General features: G+C 72.6%; 15 protein-coding genes. 5 read left to right on the top strand and 10 right to left on the bottom strand.

Annotated features, from left to right (window positions below; all coding sequences use genetic code 11):
- Positions 1-227: 227 nt before the first annotated feature.
- The 9 genes from ACWCPI_RS21245 to ACWCPI_RS21205 form a co-directional block, all read right to left on the bottom strand.
- Positions 228-1664, bottom strand: a complete 1437-nt coding sequence (locus ACWCPI_RS21245; RefSeq protein WP_451039572.1) for a hypothetical protein — start codon at positions 1662-1664, stop codon at positions 228-230.
- Entirely contained in the window at positions 1661-3370 is a 1710-nt protein-coding gene (locus ACWCPI_RS21240; protein ID WP_451039571.1) for a DUF3492 domain-containing protein, read from the bottom strand. Before ACWCPI_RS21240 ends, ACWCPI_RS21245 begins: the two co-directional genes overlap by 4 nt.
- A 236-nt stretch (positions 3371-3606) precedes the next feature.
- Positions 3607-5331, bottom strand: a complete 1725-nt coding sequence (locus ACWCPI_RS21235) for a dipeptide ABC transporter ATP-binding protein (protein ID WP_451039570.1) — start codon at positions 5329-5331, stop codon at positions 3607-3609.
- Positions 5328-6326: an ABC transporter permease gene (locus ACWCPI_RS21230; RefSeq protein ID WP_451039569.1), complete on the bottom strand. Its 999-nt coding sequence runs from the start codon at positions 6324-6326 to the stop codon at positions 5328-5330. Before ACWCPI_RS21230 ends, ACWCPI_RS21235 begins: the two co-directional genes overlap by 4 nt.
- On the bottom strand, positions 6323-7315 hold the full coding sequence (locus ACWCPI_RS21225; protein ID WP_451039568.1) for an ABC transporter permease: 993 nt from the start codon (positions 7313-7315) through the stop codon (positions 6323-6325). The genes ACWCPI_RS21230 and ACWCPI_RS21225 overlap by 4 nt, the downstream gene beginning before the upstream one ends.
- Positions 7316-7347: 32 nt before the next feature.
- Complete coding sequence (locus tag ACWCPI_RS21220; protein ID WP_451039567.1) at positions 7348-9072, bottom strand: ABC transporter substrate-binding protein; 1725 nt, start codon at positions 9070-9072, stop codon at positions 7348-7350.
- A gap of 190 nt (positions 9073-9262) precedes the next feature.
- A complete protein-coding gene (locus tag ACWCPI_RS21215; RefSeq protein WP_451039566.1) occupies positions 9263-9355 on the bottom strand; it encodes an Ms4533A family Cys-rich leader peptide in 93 nt (30 codons plus the stop codon).
- A 56-nt stretch (positions 9356-9411) separates the two neighbouring features.
- Positions 9412-11037: a DUF3152 domain-containing protein gene (locus ACWCPI_RS21210; RefSeq protein ID WP_451039565.1), complete on the bottom strand. Its 1626-nt coding sequence runs from the start codon at positions 11035-11037 to the stop codon at positions 9412-9414.
- An 8-nt stretch (positions 11038-11045) separates the two neighbouring features.
- The gene (locus ACWCPI_RS21205; RefSeq protein WP_451039564.1) at positions 11046-12083 is read right to left on the bottom strand and encodes an alpha/beta fold hydrolase; all 1038 of its coding nucleotides are present in this window, start codon (positions 12081-12083) and stop codon (positions 11046-11048) included.
- 275 nt (positions 12084-12358) lie between these two features.
- On the opposite strand from ACWCPI_RS21205, the gene ACWCPI_RS21200 reads away from it, so the two are divergent.
- The 4 genes from ACWCPI_RS21200 (at position 12359) to ACWCPI_RS21185 (ending at position 14314) form a co-directional block, all read left to right on the top strand.
- A complete protein-coding gene (locus tag ACWCPI_RS21200; RefSeq protein WP_451039563.1) occupies positions 12359-12583 on the top strand; it encodes a hypothetical protein in 225 nt (74 codons plus the stop codon).
- Between the two features lie 197 nt (positions 12584-12780).
- The gene (locus ACWCPI_RS21195; RefSeq protein ID WP_388802071.1) at positions 12781-13422 is read left to right on the top strand and encodes a TetR/AcrR family transcriptional regulator; all 642 of its coding nucleotides are present in this window, start codon (positions 12781-12783) and stop codon (positions 13420-13422) included.
- A gap of 186 nt (positions 13423-13608) precedes the next feature.
- Positions 13609-13836, top strand: a complete 228-nt coding sequence (locus ACWCPI_RS21190) for a DUF3107 domain-containing protein (RefSeq protein ID WP_019754243.1) — start codon at positions 13609-13611, stop codon at positions 13834-13836.
- Between the two features lie 208 nt (positions 13837-14044).
- Complete coding sequence (locus tag ACWCPI_RS21185) at positions 14045-14314, top strand: hypothetical protein (RefSeq protein ID WP_451039562.1); 270 nt, start codon at positions 14045-14047, stop codon at positions 14312-14314.
- A gap of 98 nt (positions 14315-14412) precedes the next feature.
- Here the strand turns inward: ACWCPI_RS21185 and ACWCPI_RS21180 are convergent, their stop codons facing one another.
- Entirely contained in the window at positions 14413-15177 is a 765-nt protein-coding gene (locus ACWCPI_RS21180) for a ferritin-like fold-containing protein (RefSeq protein WP_451039561.1), read from the bottom strand.
- A gap of 471 nt (positions 15178-15648) precedes the next feature.
- Here ACWCPI_RS21180 and ACWCPI_RS21175 point away from each other — a divergent pair.
- On the top strand, positions 15649-17847 hold a 2199-nt coding region (locus tag ACWCPI_RS21175; RefSeq protein ID WP_451039560.1), incomplete at its 3' end, for a DEAD/DEAH box helicase.

Below are 17847 nucleotides of genomic sequence, written 5' to 3'. Positions count from 1 at the left end.
GGCCACGCCGCCGGGCGGGGGCTCGTAGGCCTCCGGTGGGCCGTGCCGCTGGGTAGGGGGGCGTATGCCTGGGGTGCGTATGCCTGGCGTGCGTTTACCTGTAAGCGATGGCCCGTGCCGCCGGACGGGAGATGCGCATGTATGCGGCCGTGCAGCCGGGCGGGGATCCGTACGGCGTGTCACGGTTGGCCGGCGATCGGGATCGCACCACGTGCGGTGCCGCCGGGTCACCACGGCCGGTCCTGTGAGGCGTGGGCCGATGCCCTCGTCAAGGTCCGCATCGAATGGAGCAGGAGCACCAGGGCGCCCGCGCCGCAGGCCGTCGCCGGGACGGCGCCCGGACCCCACGTGTCGACGAGGGTCTGGAACGGTGTCGCCAGCCAGGCGCAGCCGGGGAGGCGGGAGGCGAGGGCGGTGGCCAGGGCCGTTGCCTCGGCTGTGACGGTGGCGGTGAGGACCAGGGCGGGGGCGTGGGTGAAGCCGTGGGTCGCGAGGAGGCGGGACAGGAGCAGCAGGGCGCCGAGGGCGAGGGTCTGGGGGTGGGCGGCGGGCTCGTCCAGGGCCGTGCTGGTCAGGAGCACGAGGGCCGTCAGGGCGCTGAGGTACAGCGCGAAGGTGCCGAGAAGCAGGGGCTTCACGGAGGTGGCGAACTCCTCCAGGGCTCGGCTGGCCGAGAGCTTGCGGTGTGCCCGTACGGCGAGGAGGTGGGCGCACCATGCCGCGGGTGCGACGGACAGAGTGAGGGCCAGGACGGGCGCGACGGCGAGCGGCCAGGAACTGTCGGTGGCGGGGAGGGGGTCGGGGGCCGCGGCTGCCCGCAGGAGGCCGTCGCCGAGAAGGGCGTAGGCGATGAGCCAGCTGATCCGGGCGGCGGTCGGGTGTGTCCTGTCCCTGGTGGCGAGGGGGCCCCGGGCCAGGGCCGCGCGCACGGCGAGGGCGACGGCGACGGCTCCCGCGGCGGCCGTGATCAGACGGGACTGGCCGTGGGTGAGGTGCAGGCCGGTGACGGTCGCCGCGCAGAGCGCTCCGGGGAGGAGGGTGAGGAGGAGCCAGCCGGCTCGTGCGCGGGGCGGGGTGACGGCCGGGGACGCAGGGGGCGTGTCTGCGTCGCGGGGGACTCGGGCGTACATCTCCTCCGCGAGGGAGAAGACGTCCCGGTGCAGGAAGCGGGCCGCGGTGCGGTCGGTGATGCCGTGGGCTTCCAGGCCGGCGGCGATCTCCAGGGGGTCCACGGCGCGTTCGCACAGGTCGCGGTGGTGGTGCATGAGCGCCTTCACGGGGTCGGCGCCGGTGCGACGGGCGGGGGGCCGGCGCTTGCCGGAGCCGTCGGCCGGGGACGGTTCGTCGCCACCGGCCGTGAAGGGCGTCCCTGCCGAGGAGGGCACATCGAGGCCGGAGGACGCATCGAGGCCGGACGGCACATCGACCCCGGGGGACATGTCAGCACCGGACGGTCCCTCGCCCCAGGAGGACATGTCGGCACCGGACGGCTCACCGCCGCCGAAGACCGCCTCACCGCCGGAGAACGTGCCGGCGGCCGCCTCCCCCCGCGCAGGCGTGTCCCGTACGGCCGTCTCCGCCAGGAGCCACTCCTCCGACCGCTCGTCCCACGCGCCGGGGCTGCTGGGGGCCCCTGGCCGGTCCAGCCCTCCCACGCCGCTCACCGCGCACCCTCCGTCGCGGTCCGCACGGTGGCGCGCACGGGACGTGCCGTCGGCCGCTCGGGGCCGACGCGGGCCACCAGGCGTGGGGTGCGCTCGGTCCAGCGGCCGGGGACGTGGGCCTCGGCGGGGAAGGCGAAGGGCAGCGGGTCCCCGGCCTGGTCGAGGACCACACGGCGCACCGGTGTGCGCGAGACGATCTCCAGGTAAATGCCGTGAAATGCCGCGACGTTCTGCTCGACGGTGAACAGTTCGAGCGCACGCGCGCGTGCCGCCGCGCCCAGGCGTACCCGGCGCTCGGGGTCCCGCAACAGCGTCACGCAGGCCTCCGCCAGCGCCCGGGGGTTGCGCGGGGGGACGACGAGGCCGGTGCCGCCGATGACCTCCACCACCGCGCCGACATCCGTGGACACCGTGGCGCGGCCGCACAGCATGGCTTCGACCAGGCTGATCGGGAAGCCCTCGACGACGCTGGACAGGACGGCCACGGCCCCCGAGGCGTACGCCTCGGCGAGGGTCGGGAGTTCCGGGCCGCCGATCTCCTCGAAGGAGACCGGGTTGTCACCGGCCGTGTGCGGCCCCTCGGCCTCGTCGGGGAAGAGCTGAGCGGCCAGCGCCCGGCAGTGGCCGAGGTAGGCGGCGCCCTCGGATCCCGAGGGGCTGCCGACGATACGCAGGCGGGCCTTCGGCTCCTCCTTGCGGACCTCGGCGAAGGCGTGCAGCAAGGAGACCAGGTCCCTGGCCGGTTCGACCCGGCCGACCCAGACCAGCGTGTCCGGGTCCGCGGCCTCCGTGGCCTCGCCGACCTCGGCGAAGCGGGTGGCGTCCATGCCGGGGTAGACCGTGCGGAGCTTGGCGCGGTCGGCGCCGCAGCGCTCCTGCCAGCGCCGGGCGTGGGCGTTGCCGGGCGTGACGAGGGCGGCCCGGGCGTAGGTCTCGGCGGCGAGCCTGCCGTGGAAGGCGGCGAGCAGGGACCGTACGGCCGGTGAGGGCTCGGTGGTGGCCAGGTAGTGCGCGCGGAGCCGGACCCCGTACTCGGTCAGCAGCAGCGGTACGCCCCAGAAGTGGTGGGCGAGCAGGCCGGGCAGGGCCGCCGAGCCGCCGGAGGCGGCGTGGCACAGGTCGACCGCGCCCAGTCCGTCGCCCTCGTACCAGTCGAGCGAGAGGGGGCGCAGGGCGCGTTCCAGATGCGCGGTGACGGCCAGCAGATCGGGAACGCGCGCCTCCCGCGCCGGGCGCAGGGCGCCCCGCGCCCGGCAGGCGCGCTCCAGGGTGCGCACGGCGGACTCGGAGCGCAGCGCGGCCACGAGCCCGCCCTCGTCGCGGGCGAGTTCGGCGAGTCCGTACAGCGCGTTGCCGAAACGGTCCGCCTCAACGGCGGAGGCGTCCTGCGGTGCTCCGGACGACTCGGCACCGGCCCCCGCGCAGAGCACGGCCACCAACTCGCCGTAGCACTCGGCGAACCGGCGACGCGCACGGCGGCCGTAAACCACCCCGTCCTCCTCGGCCGTCCACAGCGGTGCTGTACGCACCCGGCTGACCTGCGGCGGAAGGGGAACCCAGCCCTCGTCCTCCTGCTGCTCGCTGCGGCTGAGCGCGTAGAGGTCGAACGCGTGCTGTTCGAGCCCGCGCACGAGCCGGTCGCACCAGAGCCTGGCCTCACCGCTCACATACGGATAGCCACCCTCCGCAATCAGTCCGATGCGCACGAGTGCACCCCCGATCTCCCGTAAGGGGAGCCGCCGTTCCCCCGGCGGCTCGCAGCGGGAAGAACGTATGCGGACAAGGCGGTGGCGCGACGGACGGTTGTCCATCGCGCCACCAAAAGGGGTGAACGGTCGTAACTTTCCCGTGCGGTTCGCGTTCCGTCGCGCTAGGAGATCGCGCGCGTACGCACCGTCACTCCCGCCCCATGAGTACGACCTGTTGAGCACGGCCTGTGCGGTCACACCACGGCCAACTCCCTTCGCGCCGCCCGGCGCTGGGCCGCGACGCGCGGGTCGAGCGCCGGTACGGCGGCCAGGAGCCGCTTGGTGTACGGGTGCCGCGGGTTGTCGTACACCTCGTCGGCGGGGCCCTCCTCGACGATCCGCCCGTGCCGCATGACCGCGACCCGGTCGCTGACCCGGCGGACGACGGCGAGGTCGTGCGCGATGAAGACGAGCGCGAGTCCCAGTTCGCGCTGCAACTCGCCGAGCAGGGCGACCACCTGGGCCTGGGTGGTGACGTCGAGGGCGGAGACGGGCTCGTCGCAGACGATGAGGCGCGGTTCGGCCGCGAGCGCCCGCGCGATGCCCACGCGCTGGCGCTGACCGCCGCTGAACTCGTGCGGATAGCGGTCGTGGTGGGCCGCTTCGAGCCCCACGCGCTCCAGCAGCTCACGCACCCGCGCGCGGATACGCCCCTCGTCGCGCTCACCGCGTGCGCGGAGCGGGTCGGCGACCGACTCGCCCACCGTGCGGCGGGGATTGAGCGAGGAGAGGGGGTCCTGGAACACCATCTGCACCGCCGGATCCACGCCCACGCGCGCGTGCCCCTCATGGCGGACCTCCCCCGCCGTCGGCTGCAGGAGGCCGACCAGCATGCGCCCGAGCGTCGTCTTGCCGCTGCCGCTCTCCCCGACGATCCCGAGGGTCCGGCCCCTGTGGATCGTCAGTGACACGTCGTCCACCGCCGTGAAGGCACGTTTTCCACGCCCGAAGTCCCGCCGCAGTCCGGACGCCTCCAGAACGATCTCAGCCCGGCCCTCCAACGGCCCCTGCGGCTCCGACGACCCCCGCGGCTCCCGCGGCTCCTTCGGCTCCACGGCGACGGCGCGCCGCGGGTACGCCTCGGCGACGGCGCGCGGCGCGTCCACGCGCGGGACCGCGCCGAGCAGCTCGCGCGTGTACGGCTGCGCGGGCGACCCCAGTACGGCGGTCACCGGCCCGTGTTCCACCGCCCTCCCGTGCCGCATGACGAGCACCTCGTCGACGCTCTCGGCGGCGACACCGACATCGTGCGTGACCAGGAGCAGCCCCGTGCCGGTCTCCTCGCGGAGCGCGTGCAGGAGGTCGAGGATCTGCGCCTGGACGGTCACGTCGAGCGCGGTCGTCGGCTCGTCGGCGATCAGCAGGTCGGGCTCGCAGACCAACGCCATGGCGATGAGGGCGCGTTGGCGCATACCGCCGCTGAACTCGTGCGGGCGCGCACGGGACCGCCGTACCGCGTCCGGGATGCCGACCCGGTCCAGCACCCGCACCGCACGCGCGCGTGCCGCCCTGCGCGAGGCACGTGTGTGGACGCGGTACACCTCGGCGATCTGGTCCCCGACGGCCTGGTAGGGGTCCAGGGACGACAACGGGTCCTGGAACACCATCGCCGCCTTCCCGCCGCGCAACCGCCGCAGTTCCTCCTGCGGCGCCTCGCGCACGTCGACGCCGGCCACCTCGATCGCACCGCCCACCCGCGCGCCGGTGCCGCGGTGCAGGCCGAGCAGGGCCGAGGCGACCGTGGACTTGCCGGAGCCGGACTCTCCGACGAGGGCGAGGGCGGCCCCGCGCTCCAGACGGAAGGAGAGCCCGTCGACGGCACGCAGACCGCCGAAGTCGACCGTCAGACCGGCCACTTCGACGAGGCTCGCGAACGAGTCCTCGCCGCTTGGCGCGGGGATCTTCCCGATGTCGCTCATGCCAGCACCACCCGCCGGTCGGCCACCGCGTACAGCACGTCCGCGACGGCATTGGCGACGACCACGAAGAAGCCGATGACCAGGACCATGCCGACCACCACCGGAAGATCGACCAAGGTGACCGCGTGGACCAGTTCCTTTCCGATGCCGGGCAGGCCGAAGAGCGTCTCGGTGAGTACGGCGCCGCCGACCGCACCGCCGAAGTTGTTGGCGTTGAGGGCGATGACCGGCGCGAGGGCCCCGCGCAGCGCGTGCCGTCCGATGATCGCCCGCTCACCTACGCCGTACGCCCGGAAGGTCCTGATGTGCTCCTCGGCCAGGGTCTCCAGCATCGCCGCCCGGGTGAGGCGGGCGAACGCGGCGGCCTCGATCAGGGCGAGCGAGAGCCAGGGCAGCAGCAGGTTCCAGGCCCACTGTTCCGGATCGTCGGTGAAGGCGACGTACTGCGGGAACGGCAGCAACCGCAGCTGTCCGCAGACGACGATCATCAGGACCAGACCGATGACGAAGACCGGAGTGGCCACGCCCGCGAGCGTGACGCCGGTCAGCAGCCGCTCGGTGAGGCGGCCGCGCCGCCATGCCGACAGGACGCCGGTGCCGACGCCGAGGACGAGCCACAGCACCATCGCCCCGGACACGAGCGACAGGCTGACCGGCAGCTTCGCCAGGATCAGCTCGGTGACCTGCTGGTCGCTCTGGTACGACAGGCCGAGGCAGGGCGCGGGGCAGTGCCGCACGGCGGTGCCGGTCGAGTAGTCCTGACCGGTGACGAGGCCCTCCAGGAAGTGCCAGTAGCGCGTGTACAGCGGTTCGTGCAGGCGCAGTTGCTCGGCGACCTGGTGCACCTGGGCGGGCGAGCAGCGGGGGCCGCAGGTGATCTGGGCGACGTTGCCGGGGGTGACGTAGAAGACGACGTAGACGATCATTGAGAGGGCGAGCAGGGTGACGACGGCGCCGACGGTCCGGCGCAGGACGAATCCGGTGAAGCCGCTCATGCCCCGGCCTCCCTCTCACGGCCGGATCCGACGCGCAGCCGGGACGACGCGCGCGGGTCGAGCGCCGTGCGCACGCCGTCCCCGAGGACGGTCAGGGCGAGGACGGTCACGAAGAGCGCTCCGGCGGGGAACAGCAGGTACTGCGGGGCGGCCTGGTACCAGACGTCCGCCGCGCTCAGCATCTGCCCCCAGGACGGTGTCGGCGGCTTGACGCCGACACCGAGGAAGGACAGGGCGGCCTCCACGGTGATGTTGGCCGGGACGAGCAGCGCCGCGTACGTGATGACCGGCCCGGCGACGCCGGGCAGCAGTTCACGGCGGGCGATCCGCCAGGGGCCCCAGCCGCTGAGCCTGGCGGCCAGGACGTGGTCCAGCTCTTTGAGGGTGAGCGTCCGGGCGCGCACGATCTTCGCGATGTTGCCCCACGCGACCAGGCCGATGACGAGGGCGACCAGCACGGGCCGCGGGAAGCTCGACGGCACGATCGACAGCAGTGCCAACGCCATGATCATCAGCGGCATCGCCACGACGATGTCCGTGAAGCGGCTCAGCAGCTGGTCGATCCACCGGCTGCCGAGCGCGGCGGCGACGCCGACCACGACCCCGAGCAGGACCTGTACGGCGGTCGCGGCCAGCGCGACCCCCAGGGAGACCCTGGCGCCGTACACCAGCCGCGCGAACAGGTCCCGGCCGGTCTGCGGCTCGACGCCGAACCAGTGGTCGGCGCTCACCCCGCCGAACGACCCGATGGGCACGCCCCCGCGCGCGGAGTCCACCAGGGAGGGGTGGTACGTGGTCGGGTCCTGGCCCTCGATCGCGGTGAGCAGCGGCGCGCCGAGCGCGGCCAGGACGAGCAGGGCGACGACGACCGCCGCGACGAGGGCGGCCGGCTGCGTCCGCAGCCGCCGCCAGAACCGACGAGCCCCCGAAGCTCCCGGGACGACGGTGTCCGTCCCGGGAGCGCGGGAGGTCAACAGGGTGACGCTCATGATGACTTGACCAGATCCGTCGACGGCTCGGACTACTTGACCGCGACCTGGGAGATGTCCAGGACACCGGTCCAGTCGCTGATCACGACGTTCCTGACGTCCTTGCCGTACAGCCGCTTGTAGACGGGGTGGAACAGCGGCACGGTCAGCGCCCGCTCGCCGATCTTCCGGTCCAGTGCGCCCCACCGCTCGGCGGCGGTGTCGAGATCGGTCAGCTTGTTGATCGCGTCGATCTCGGCGTTGACCGCCTTGTCGTTCAGCAGACCGGTGTTGAAGTTCGCCCCGTCCTCGACGATCTGCCTGCCGTCGAAGATCGGAGCCAGGAACGGACCGCCGGAGGGCCAGTCTGCGCCCCAGTGGGCGAGGAAGAACCCGGGCTCGGTCTTCACGTCGTGGATCCTGGCGGAGTAGTCGTTCTCCTCGAGGCCCCGGAGTTCGACCGTGATGCCGGCCTTCTTCAGCGCGTCCTGGACGGCGGTCGCGATCTCCGGGCCGGTCTCGAAGTCCCTTGCGTCGGAGTGGGTCAGCGTGACGGTGAGCCCCTTCTCGTGACCGGCCTGCTTCAGCAGTTCCTTCGCCTTCGCCGGGTCACCGGCCTTGCCGGCCGGGAAGTGGTCGTACGGCGTGTGGCCGAAGGACCTCTGGTTCGGCAGGAAGGTCGTGGCGGGCTCGGCCAGCGCCGAACCGCCGGCGGCGTTGACCACGGACGACCGGTCGATGGCGTACGAGATCGCCTGGCGCACCTTGATGTCGTCGAACGGCTTGACCCTCGGGTTGAAGGCCAGGTAGTTGGTGTAGCCGAAGCGCCCGGTGCCGACGCGGGAGGCGAGTTCCCTGTCGCCGGTCACCTTGGCCAGCTCGGCCGGGCCGAGGTTGGTGTCCGTGGTGACCGCGGCGGCGTCCGCGCCCTGGGACGAGGACAGCCGCTGGTTGATCACGGACGAGTCCAGCCCGGACCGTACGTCGATCCTGTCGGGGTACGCCTTGCGCTCGGCGTCCGTCGAAGCGGACCAGTGCGGGTTGCGCTCCAGGACGAGCCGCTCACCGTCGTTCTCGTTCCTGGCGACCTTGTAGGGCCCGGAGGAGATCGGGTGCTGCTCGTACTTCGTGCCGGTGTCCTTGGCCTTGGGGACGGGCGTGAACTGCGTCTGCGTGGCGAGGTACGGGAACTCGCCCTCGGGCTTGTTCAGACGGAAGACGATGGTCCGCGCGTCCGGCGTCTCGATCGCCGTCAGGCCCTTGCCGCTCTTGTCCTTGTACGGCCCCTGGTAGTCGGCCGCGCCGACCAGCCAGTCCCGCAGATAAGGGGCGCCGCCGGACAGCTCGGGGGCGAAGGAGCGCTCGATGCCGTACTTGATGTCGGCCGAGGTGATCGGCGTGCCGTCCTCGTACTTCAGGCCCTTCTTCAGGGTGTACGTCCACACGGTCGCGTCCTTGTCGGGGCGCCCGGTGTCGGTGGCCAGGTCGGGGACCACCTCGGCACCCGCCTCGCCGTTCTCACGGTTGCGGGTGGTGAGGGTGCGGAAGACCAGGGACGGGACGTTGCCGCCGCCGGAGGTGTACAGGCGGGCGGGGTCGAAGTCCTGCTGGGGGTTCGAGTTGAGGACCGTGAGCGTGCCGCCCTTGTGGGGCGTGGAGTCGCCGGCGGCGCTCCTGGCATCGTTGTCCTTCGGCCCGCAGGCGACGGCGCCCGCTGCCACGAGCAGGCTGACGGACACCGCGGCCACGCGGCGGGCTATGACGGACGGTTGACGCATCGGAGACGACCTCTCGGATATGGGTCTCGAATGGCGAGACGAATCGACGCGGAGTGAGACGCGTAGGGACAGACGTCTGCCTTGGCGCCGGGTCGCCGGATGCGCGTACGGAAGCCCGGGGGTCGGAGAACCCCGCGACAACTCACGGACGAGGAAGAGAGATCGCGACGCGAACGCCTGAAGGCGGGCGTCAGCGACAGTTGATGTCGGCCACGCACAGAGCGGTCACGCCGATGAGCGCCAGTTCGATGGCGGCGCGAGAGGAGGCGTGACGGGTCGACATGTGCAGAAATATGGACGACCGGGCTGCACATGTCAATGTGACAGGTGAGTCACCCGTCAACTTCCGGGATACGGCCAGGGGTTGGCGCGGCAACGGATCCCGTCGTGGTCGAGGAACTTCGTCTGCTGCTGCATGACCGGGGCGAGGTCGCCGTCCTTGTCGCAGGTGACGTGGTTGAAGCCGAGCCGGTGGCCGATCTCGTGGTTGATCAGCATCTGCCGGTACTCGTGCATACGATCGCCGTAGGTCCGTGATCCCTGCGCCCATCGGTAGGCGTTGATCATCACGCGCTCGGTGGCGGCCGAGTCGCAGGACACGTTGTCCTCGGTGGTGTCGAGCCCGGACTTGGCACACCACACGGCGGTGGTCCCGGGGCTGGCCAGGGTGATGACGAAGTCGGGCTTGCCGGAGTAGACGCGCTCGAAGGTGCGGGCGCCGCTGTGGGCCCAGCTCCGGTCGTCGTTGAGTGTCTTGTGCACCGCCTCGGCGAAGAGTTCGCCGTCGAGCCCGAGCCCCTTCTCCACGTCCACGCGATAGGTGAACTTCTGTCCCGTGCCGGGCGCCTTGTCGATGCCCCGGATCGCGTCGAACTCGCCCGGGCCCTCGAATGTGGCGCTGAGCGCGTACCGCTTGCCGATCTTCTGCTCGTACGTCAGCGGCGCCGCGCTCGGTGGATCGGCCGGCGTCGGCCGGCCGTCCCCGCGCGAGGCCGGGTCACGTGCGTCGCGCGCCTGCTCGTCGGCGGTCTGCGACCGCAGGTCGCCGCCGTCCCCTCCCTCCGCGACCTGACCGGCGACGACGACAGCCAGCACGGTGACCACGGCGGCCGCCGCGATGCCGGTGAACGCCCGGCCCTTGCCGCCCTTCGCCGCCACGGGCGCACCGGTCGGCGGAGCGTCGTCGAAGTCGGTGTCGCTCGCCACCCCGACGTCCGCACCGGTGTCCCAGTCGGTGACGGAGGCGTAGGGGTCGAAGGCGTGCGCGGCGGCGTCGGACCCGCGGGGCGCGAAGACGTCGGCGTCCTCGCCGAAGGCGTCGAGGTAGTCCTGCCGGGGCCCCTCGGACGGCGACGCCCGCCGGGGGCGCGGCAGCGGAACACCCGCGGGCGGCGCACCGGCCCCGCCCTGCGCGGACCCGGACCTCCCCCTCAACTCTCCCCAGCCACCCCCGGGTTCGCGCTGCTCGGGGTGCCCGGCACGGGTGTGGGGGACGCCGTGGGCGGGGGTGCCGTCGGGCAGCCTGGGGAAGCCGTGCGCGGGAGTGCCGTCCGGGAACCTCGCGACCCCCTGGGCCGGCGTCCCGTCCGGAAGCCTCGGAAAACCGTGCGCGGGAGTGCCGTCCGGGAACCTCGCGACCCCCTGCGCCGGCGTCCCGCCCGAGGGCTCTCGCCCTGCGTACGTCGGTGTCCCGGCCGTCGGCATACCCGGTCGGCCGGGCGGCGGCACCCGGCGACCGCCGGGACCACCCGGGCCGCCCGACTGCGGCCAACCGCTCTGACCCGCACCCGGCGCCGTCCCGGGCCGCGCGGCCGTCGGCCTGCCCGGTCCCCCCGCACCCGGGGCGGACGGCCCCCGCTGGCCGGGGCCCGCCTCGGGCTGCGCTCCTCGGGAACCCTGTCGCGCGGTCGTGTTGTCGGCGTTGTCGCGCTGCGCGGCGAGCCCGCGGCGGCTGTGGCGTCCCACGTCGCGCCTCAGCTCCCCGCGTTCTCGGTCACGGCCTCGCCCTTGCCCGCGCTCCCGGTCACGCCCGCACGAACGGCGTGCCCGGGCGGTGACTCCCCCGCCTGCGCGACGAGGTCGCGGAACGCACGGGCGACCATCTCGGGGTACTCCATCATCGCCACGTGCCCCGCCTCCGGCAGGGTCACCAGACGGGAGTCGCGGAAGCTGCGCGCGGCCTTGCGGCACATGCGGTAGCCCACGAGCTGGTCCCGGCCGCCGTAGACGAGCAGCGTCGGCGCCAGCACCCGCTCCGCCTGGCGCCACAGCGCGTGCTGGCCGCCCAGGGTGTAGGCGTTGACCAGTCCGCGCGCCGAACGCGTCATCGCGTCCCAGAAGTACGGCAGTTGCAGCCGGCGTTCCATCTCCTCGACCGCGTGCCGGAATCCCTCGGGCGTCACCCGCCCGGGGTCGCCGTAGCACAGCTGCATGACTCCCCGCACCCGCTGCTCCGCCGTCCACTGCCTGGTGAGCCGGGTGAAGAGCGCGGTCACTCCGGGCACCGCCAGCAGCCCGGTGGGCACGGCGGTGCGCTGGACACGGAGCTCCGGAAGCGCGGGCGACACGAGGGTGAGGGTACGGACCAGGTCCGGCCGGACCGCGGCGACGCGCGTGGCGACCGCGCCGCCGAGCGAGTTGCCGAAGAGGTGTACGGGACCGCGGTCGGAGGCGTCCAGACAGCGAATCACCGCGCGTGCGTGCGCGGTGATCGAGTAGTCGCCGTCGTCCGGTGGCGGCGAGTCGCCGAAGCCCGGCAGATCGATGGCCTCGCCGTCGACATCGCCCTCCAGCTGCTGCATCAGCGCCGACCAGTTCTGCGAGGAACCGCCGAGCCCGTGGACGTACAACGCGGGCGGCAGCCCCTCGCGCGCGGGCGGCCTCGACCGCACCGTCAGCGTCATTCCCGGCAGTCCGACCGACCGCAGCCGCTCGCCCTCCGCGACCCTGACGGTCGCCACCCTGGGAAGCACATTGGCGGCCGGCACGGACGGCAGCTCGGTCGAAGACATGCGGCAATGTTACGAGACGATCACGCCCTGATTCATGTGTTCGCCGTCACAAGTCGTCACGTACATGGCAGAGATCCGGACGGGGAACACGGCACGGGCACCGCCGTCATGAAAGCCGCCCGGCGCACGCTTGAATCGACCGCACATCCCCGGCACATCACATAGCGTCCGGAACCGGTGTCTCCTAGGCTCGTACGCAGGGCACCCGTAGGAGCACCCCTGCTTCACCCAGGGACGTCGTGCCCCCCGGGGACGTTCTAGGAAGGGAGCCCGCCATGTCCGTCGACCCCACAGACCCCGAGACGTTCGCGACCGACGACTCCGAGGAAGCCCCGGAGTTCGACGTCGAGGCCCCCGCGGCCGACGCCGTAGAACAGCACGCCGACGTCAAGCCGGATCGCGACGATCCGCTGACGGGCGTGGACCCGGACCGGGCCAACGAGGCCGACCTGGTCGAACAGGCGCGCGTCGTCTCCATCGACGAGGACGACTACCGGTGACAGGAGCCCCTCCAGGGGGCCACTGAACAGGAAAGAGCCGGATCCTTGCCCGTTCTGCATCGGTTTCAAACCTTCTGTGCGACTTTCGTCACCGTCCGGTCCGTGAAATTCTGCGCTCACACCGCGCACACCCGGGTTACCGAAAAGTACGATGGCGGCGCGGCGCACACCGCATGTGGACGATCTTGGGAGGCGGCGTGACAGCCATCGAGCAGACAGAGGCGGCACGCCCGCGGGGCACTCGCCTGCCACGCCGTGCCCGACGGAACCAGCTGCTGGGCGCCGCCCAGGAGGTCTTCGTCGCGCAGGGCTACCACGCTGCCGCGATGGACGACATCGCCGAGCGCGCCGGCGTCAGCAAGCCGGTGCTGTACCAGCACTTCCCCGGCAAGCTCGACCTCTACCTCGCCCTGCTGGACCAGCATTGCGAGTCGCTGATCCAGGCCGTACGCAATGCGCTCGCGTCGACGACCGACAACAAGCAGCGCGTGCGGGCGACGATGGACGCGTACTTCGCGTACGTCGAGGACGACGGCGGCGCCTTCCGCCTGGTCTTCGAGTCGGACCTGACGAACGAGCCCGCCGTGCGCGAGCGCGTCGACAAGGTCACGAACGACTGCGCCGAGGCGATCTGCGACGTCATCGCCGAGGACACCGGCCTCTCCCGCGCGGAGTCGATGCTGCTCGCCTCCGGCCTCGGCGGGCTGGCCCAGGTCGTGGCCCGCTCCTGGCTGCACAGCGACCGCAGCGTCCCGCGCGACCAGGCGGTGCAGCTGCTCACCTCGCTGGCCTGGCGCGGCATCGCGGGCTTCCCGCTGCACGGCTCCGAGCACCACTGACTGCGACCCGCACGCGCGCGTGGCGCCTTACCGGCATCCACGCGCGCGTGCGGGCGGTTCGTTCCCGGCCGCTGTTCGCTCCTGGCGTTCTCGGGCGGAGGGTGTACGTCCCCTCACCGGGCTAATGTGTGCTGGGTACGGCGCGTAAAGGTCGCGCACTTCACTGACCGTCGGAGGGACATAGCCGTGGAGGTCAAGATCGGCGTGCAGCACGCGCCCCGCGAGATCGTTCTGGAGAGCGGTCAGAGTGCCGAGGAGGTCGAGCGGGCGGTGTCCGAGGCGCTGGCCGGGAAGTCGCAGCTGCTGAGCCTCGTGGACGAGCACGGCCGCAAGGTCCTGGTCCCGGCCGACCGTCTCGCGTACGTGGAGCTCGGTGAGCCGGCCCCGCGCAAGGTGGGCTTCGGAGCGCTGTAGGAAGGCGCCGGAGGACAGAGGTGACGGGAGGGGCCCGGCGACTCAGGTCGCCGGGCCCCTCCCTTTCGGCCCGATGGGCCCCCGCCACCGCTCATCCTCCACGGATGGAGCACAGATCGATCACAGGGGATGATTGCCTTCCGCAGGTCAGGGGTATGACGGGCTACGACTGTTTCGTGCAGGCCGGCCATGTGGGAGGGACCCCGACATGCTCTTGGAAGCGCTGAGTTCCGCGATCCTCGGCCTGGCCCTGGCGTGGGCTGCCGCCCACCGCCTGCCCCACCGCATGCCCGCCCGTTCCCTGGTCCTGCCGACGGGTGTCGCCGGTGCTCTCTTCGGCGCCTTCATCACGCACACGGCGCTGGATTTCGGCAACCTCTTCGTGATCCTGGTCGGCTCGGCGATCGTCTCCGCCGCCTCGCTCTCCCTCCTGGTACGCCCGGCGGGAAGACTCCGCCGGCACTCGGCGACCGCGTAGACCCCGAGGACCGGCCGCCGCGAACGTGACGTGCCTTCAGGCGCCCCGGGGTGCGAGCGGGCGTCCGGGGGCCAGGGGCCCCCGGAGCCGGAGCGGTGTCAGGCCGCGAGCCCCAGGGCGGCCATCCGCTTCGTGTGCGCCTCGGTGATCCGCGAGAACATCTTTCCGACCTCCGCGAGGTCGAACCCGTCCGCGACGCCGCCCACGAGCATCGTCGACAGCGCGTCCCGGTCCGCGACCACCCGCTGCGACTGGGACAGCGCCTCCCCCATCAGCCGGCGAGCCCACAGCGCGAGCCGCCCGCCCACGCGCGGATCGGCGTCGATCGCGGCCCGCACCTTCTCCACGGCGAACGACGCGTGCCCGGTGTCATCGAGCACGGCGAGCACGAGCCCGCGCGTGTCCGAGTCGAGCCGAGCCGCGACCTCCCGGTAGAAGTCACTGGCGATCGAGTCGCCGACGTAGGCCTTGACCAGCCCTTCCAGCCAGTCCGACGGCGCCGTCTGCTTGTGGAACCCGTCCAGCGCGGCGACGAACGGCTCCATGGCCTCGGTCGGCTCGGCGCCGATCTCGGTGAGCCGGTCCCGCAGCTTCTCGTAGTGGTGGAACTCGGCCGACGCCATCTTGGCCAGCTCCGCCTTGTCCGCCAGCGTCGGCGCCAGCTTGGCGTCCTCCGCGAGCCGCTCGAACGCCGCCAGCTCCCCGTAGGCCAGCGCGCCGAGCAGGTCCACGACAGCGGCCCGGTACTGCGGATCGGCGGAGGCCTGCGCCCAGTCCTGGGCGGCGACCCCGGTGTGTTCGACGGTGGAGGCGGCGGTCTCGGAGGCGTCAGGGGTGTTGTCAGGCGTCGTCATGAAGCGCACAATAGCCCGCTCACCGTGTCACGGAAGGCCCTGGTCAACCAGTGTGACGCCGACTACGTGACCAATTCGGCCATCGCATGTGCGCGTTTCCGGGGTATGGTGGTAATGCGCCCGCTGAGTACTCTGACGTACTCGACGGGCCGCACGTTATGAGGATGCCCGGTCGGTGGCCCGATCGGCTCCGACCCGACAGCCCTCCCTGGCCGTACGGCACTGTGCGTACGACGACCGGAGGGACACCCTCAGCGGTACGAGCGCTAGAGCGTCGGCAGTGGTCCCGTGTCTTACGGCCCGACCGTACGGCAGCCGACGTCCCCGGCACGGTCCGTCAAGACCCCCGCGCTCGCCTCGCACCGCGTACACAGAAGAGGCAGCACCCTGACTACGACTTTCCGAGAGCTCGGAATCCTTCCCGAGACCGCCGAGGCCCTTGAGGCCGTCGGCATCGTCAACCCCTTCCCCATCCAGGAGATGACCCTCCCCGTCGCCCTCTCCGGCACGGACGTCATCGGCCAGGCGAAGACCGGCACCGGCAAGACGCTGGGCTTCGGTCTGCCGCTCCTGGAGCGCGTCACCGTCCCCGCCGACGTCGAGGCCGGCCGCGCCAGGCCCGAGGACCTCACCGACGCCCCGCAGGCGCTCGTCGTCGTGCCCACCCGCGAGCTGTGCACGCAGGTCACCAACGACCTGCTGACCGCGGGCAAGGTGCGCAACGTGCGCGTCCTCGCGATCTACGGCGGCCGGGCCTACGAGCCCCAGGTCGAGGCCCTCAAGAAGGGCGTCGACGTGATCGTCGGCACCCCGGGCCGGCTGCTGGACCTCGCGGGCCAGAAGAAGCTCGACCTCAAGCACATCAAGGCGCTCGTCCTGGACGAGGCCGACGAGATGCTCGACCTGGGCTTCCTGCCGGACGTCGAGAAGATCATCGACATGCTGCCGACCCGGCGCCAGACCATGCTGTTCTCGGCGACCATGCCGGGCGCGGTCATCGGCCTCGCGCGCCGCTACATGTCGCAGCCCACGCACATCCGCGCCACCGCGCCGGACGACGAGGGCGTGACGGTCGCCAACATCGCGCAGCACGTCTACCGCGCGCACAACATGGACAAGCCGGAGATGGTCGCGCGCATACTGCAGGCCGAGGGCCGGGGACTCGCCATGGTCTTCTGCCGCACGAAGCGCACGGCGGCCGACCTCGCCGACCAGCTCCAGCAGCGCGGCTTCGCCTCCGGCGCGGTCCACGGCGACCTGGGCCAGGGCGCCCGCGAGCAGGCGCTGCGGGCGTTCCGCAACGGCAAGGTGGACGTCCTCGTCTGCACCGATGTCGCCGCGCGCGGTATCGACGTCGAGGGCGTGACGCACGTCATCAACTACCAGTCGCCGGAAGAGGAGAAGACGTACCTGCACCGCATCGGCCGCACCGGCCGCGCGGGCAAGACGGGTACGGCGATCACGCTCGTCGACTGGGACGACATCCCGCGCTGGCAGCTGATCAACAAGGCGCTGGAGCTGGACTTCAACGACCCGCCGGAGACGTACTCCACGTCCCCGCACCTCTTCGAGGACCTGAAGATCCCCGCGGGCACCAAGGGTGTCCTGCCCCGCTCGGAGCGCACGCGCGCCGGGCTGGCGGCGGAGGAGCTGGAGGACCTCGGCGAGACCGGTGGACGCGGTGCGCGCGGCCGCGGTGGCCGGGGTGGCCGGGACGAGTCCCGCTCCTCCTCGGACCGTGAGCGCCCGGCGCGTACGCCGCGTCGCCGCCGCCGTACGCGCGGCGGGGCACCGCTGGACCCGACGTCGGCGCCCGCCGGTACGGCGACGCCGGACGAGACGGCCGAGTCCGCCACGGCCGAGTCCGTCACCGCGCCTCGCACGCCGCGCCGTCGCCGCCGCACCCGCGGTGGGGCGACGGCCGAGCCGGCCCCGGCCCTCACGACCGCAGCGGAGCCCGCCGAGGCCGCCGTGACCATGGCGGAGGGTCCGACCCTGGACACCGCCGAGGAGGCCCCGGCGAAGCCGCGCCGTCGCCGGACGCGCAAGTCGGCCGAGACCGAGGCGACTTCGGCCGAGACCGTGACGGCGCCCGAGGCGGAGGCCACGCAGGTCTCGGAGCCCGAGGAGGCTCCCGTCACCAAGCCGCGCCGCCGCACCCGCAAGGCCACGGCCGCCGCCGAGACGGCGGTGGCCACGGCGGAGGGAGCCACCGAGGCCGTACGGGAGACCCCGGCGGCGCCGGAAGCCCCGGAGGCCGAGGAGGCCAAGCCGAAGGCCCGCCGCACCCGCAAGGCCACCGCCGCCGCGGAGAGCGCCGTCGACACGGCCGAGGCCACCGAGGCCAAGCCGAAGGCCCGCCGCACCCGCAAGGCCGTGGCGTCCGTCGAAGCCGCCGCCCCGGCCCAGGAGCCGGAGGCCGAGGAGGCCAAGCCGAAGGCCCGCCGCACCCGCAAGGCCACCGCCGCCGCGGAAAGCGCCGTCGACACGGCCGAGGCCACCGAGGCCAAGCCGCGCCGCACCCGCAAGACCGCCGCGGCCGTCACCGAGCCGGACGCGGGCGAGGCCACCGAGGCCAAGCCCAAGGCCCGCCGCACCCGCAAGGCCACCGCCGCCGCGGAAAGCGCCGTCGACACGGCCGAGGCCACCGAGGCCAAGCCGCGCCGCACCCGCAAGACC

It is taken from the genome of Streptomyces sp. NPDC001920, from assembly GCF_053594495.1.
Note: the sequence above shows the minus strand (reverse complement) of the source record. Positions and strands in the feature narration are given on the sequence as shown.

Excerpts from the sequence above, each read along its gene's own strand:
- ACWCPI_RS21235 (WP_451039570.1), bottom strand. The coding sequence starts at position 5,331 with ATGAGCGACATCGGGAAGATCCCCGCGCCAAGCGGCGAGGACTCGTTC.
- ACWCPI_RS21230 (WP_451039569.1), bottom strand. The coding sequence starts at position 6,326 with ATGAGCGGCTTCACCGGATTCGTCCTGCGCCGGACCGTCGGCGCCGTC.
- ACWCPI_RS21225 (WP_451039568.1), bottom strand. The coding sequence starts at position 7,315 with ATGAGCGTCACCCTGTTGACCTCCCGCGCTCCCGGGACGGACACCGTC.
- ACWCPI_RS21220 (WP_451039567.1), bottom strand. The coding sequence starts at position 9,072 with ATGCGTCAACCGTCCGTCATAGCCCGCCGCGTGGCCGCGGTGTCCGTC.
- ACWCPI_RS21215 (WP_451039566.1), bottom strand. The coding sequence starts at position 9,355 with ATGTCGACCCGTCACGCCTCCTCTCGCGCCGCCATCGAACTGGCGCTC.
- ACWCPI_RS21205 (WP_451039564.1), bottom strand. The coding sequence starts at position 12,083 with ATGTCTTCGACCGAGCTGCCGTCCGTGCCGGCCGCCAATGTGCTTCCC.
- ACWCPI_RS21200 (WP_451039563.1), top strand. The coding sequence starts at position 12,359 with ATGTCCGTCGACCCCACAGACCCCGAGACGTTCGCGACCGACGACTCC.
- ACWCPI_RS21185 (WP_451039562.1), top strand. The coding sequence starts at position 14,045 with ATGCTCTTGGAAGCGCTGAGTTCCGCGATCCTCGGCCTGGCCCTGGCG.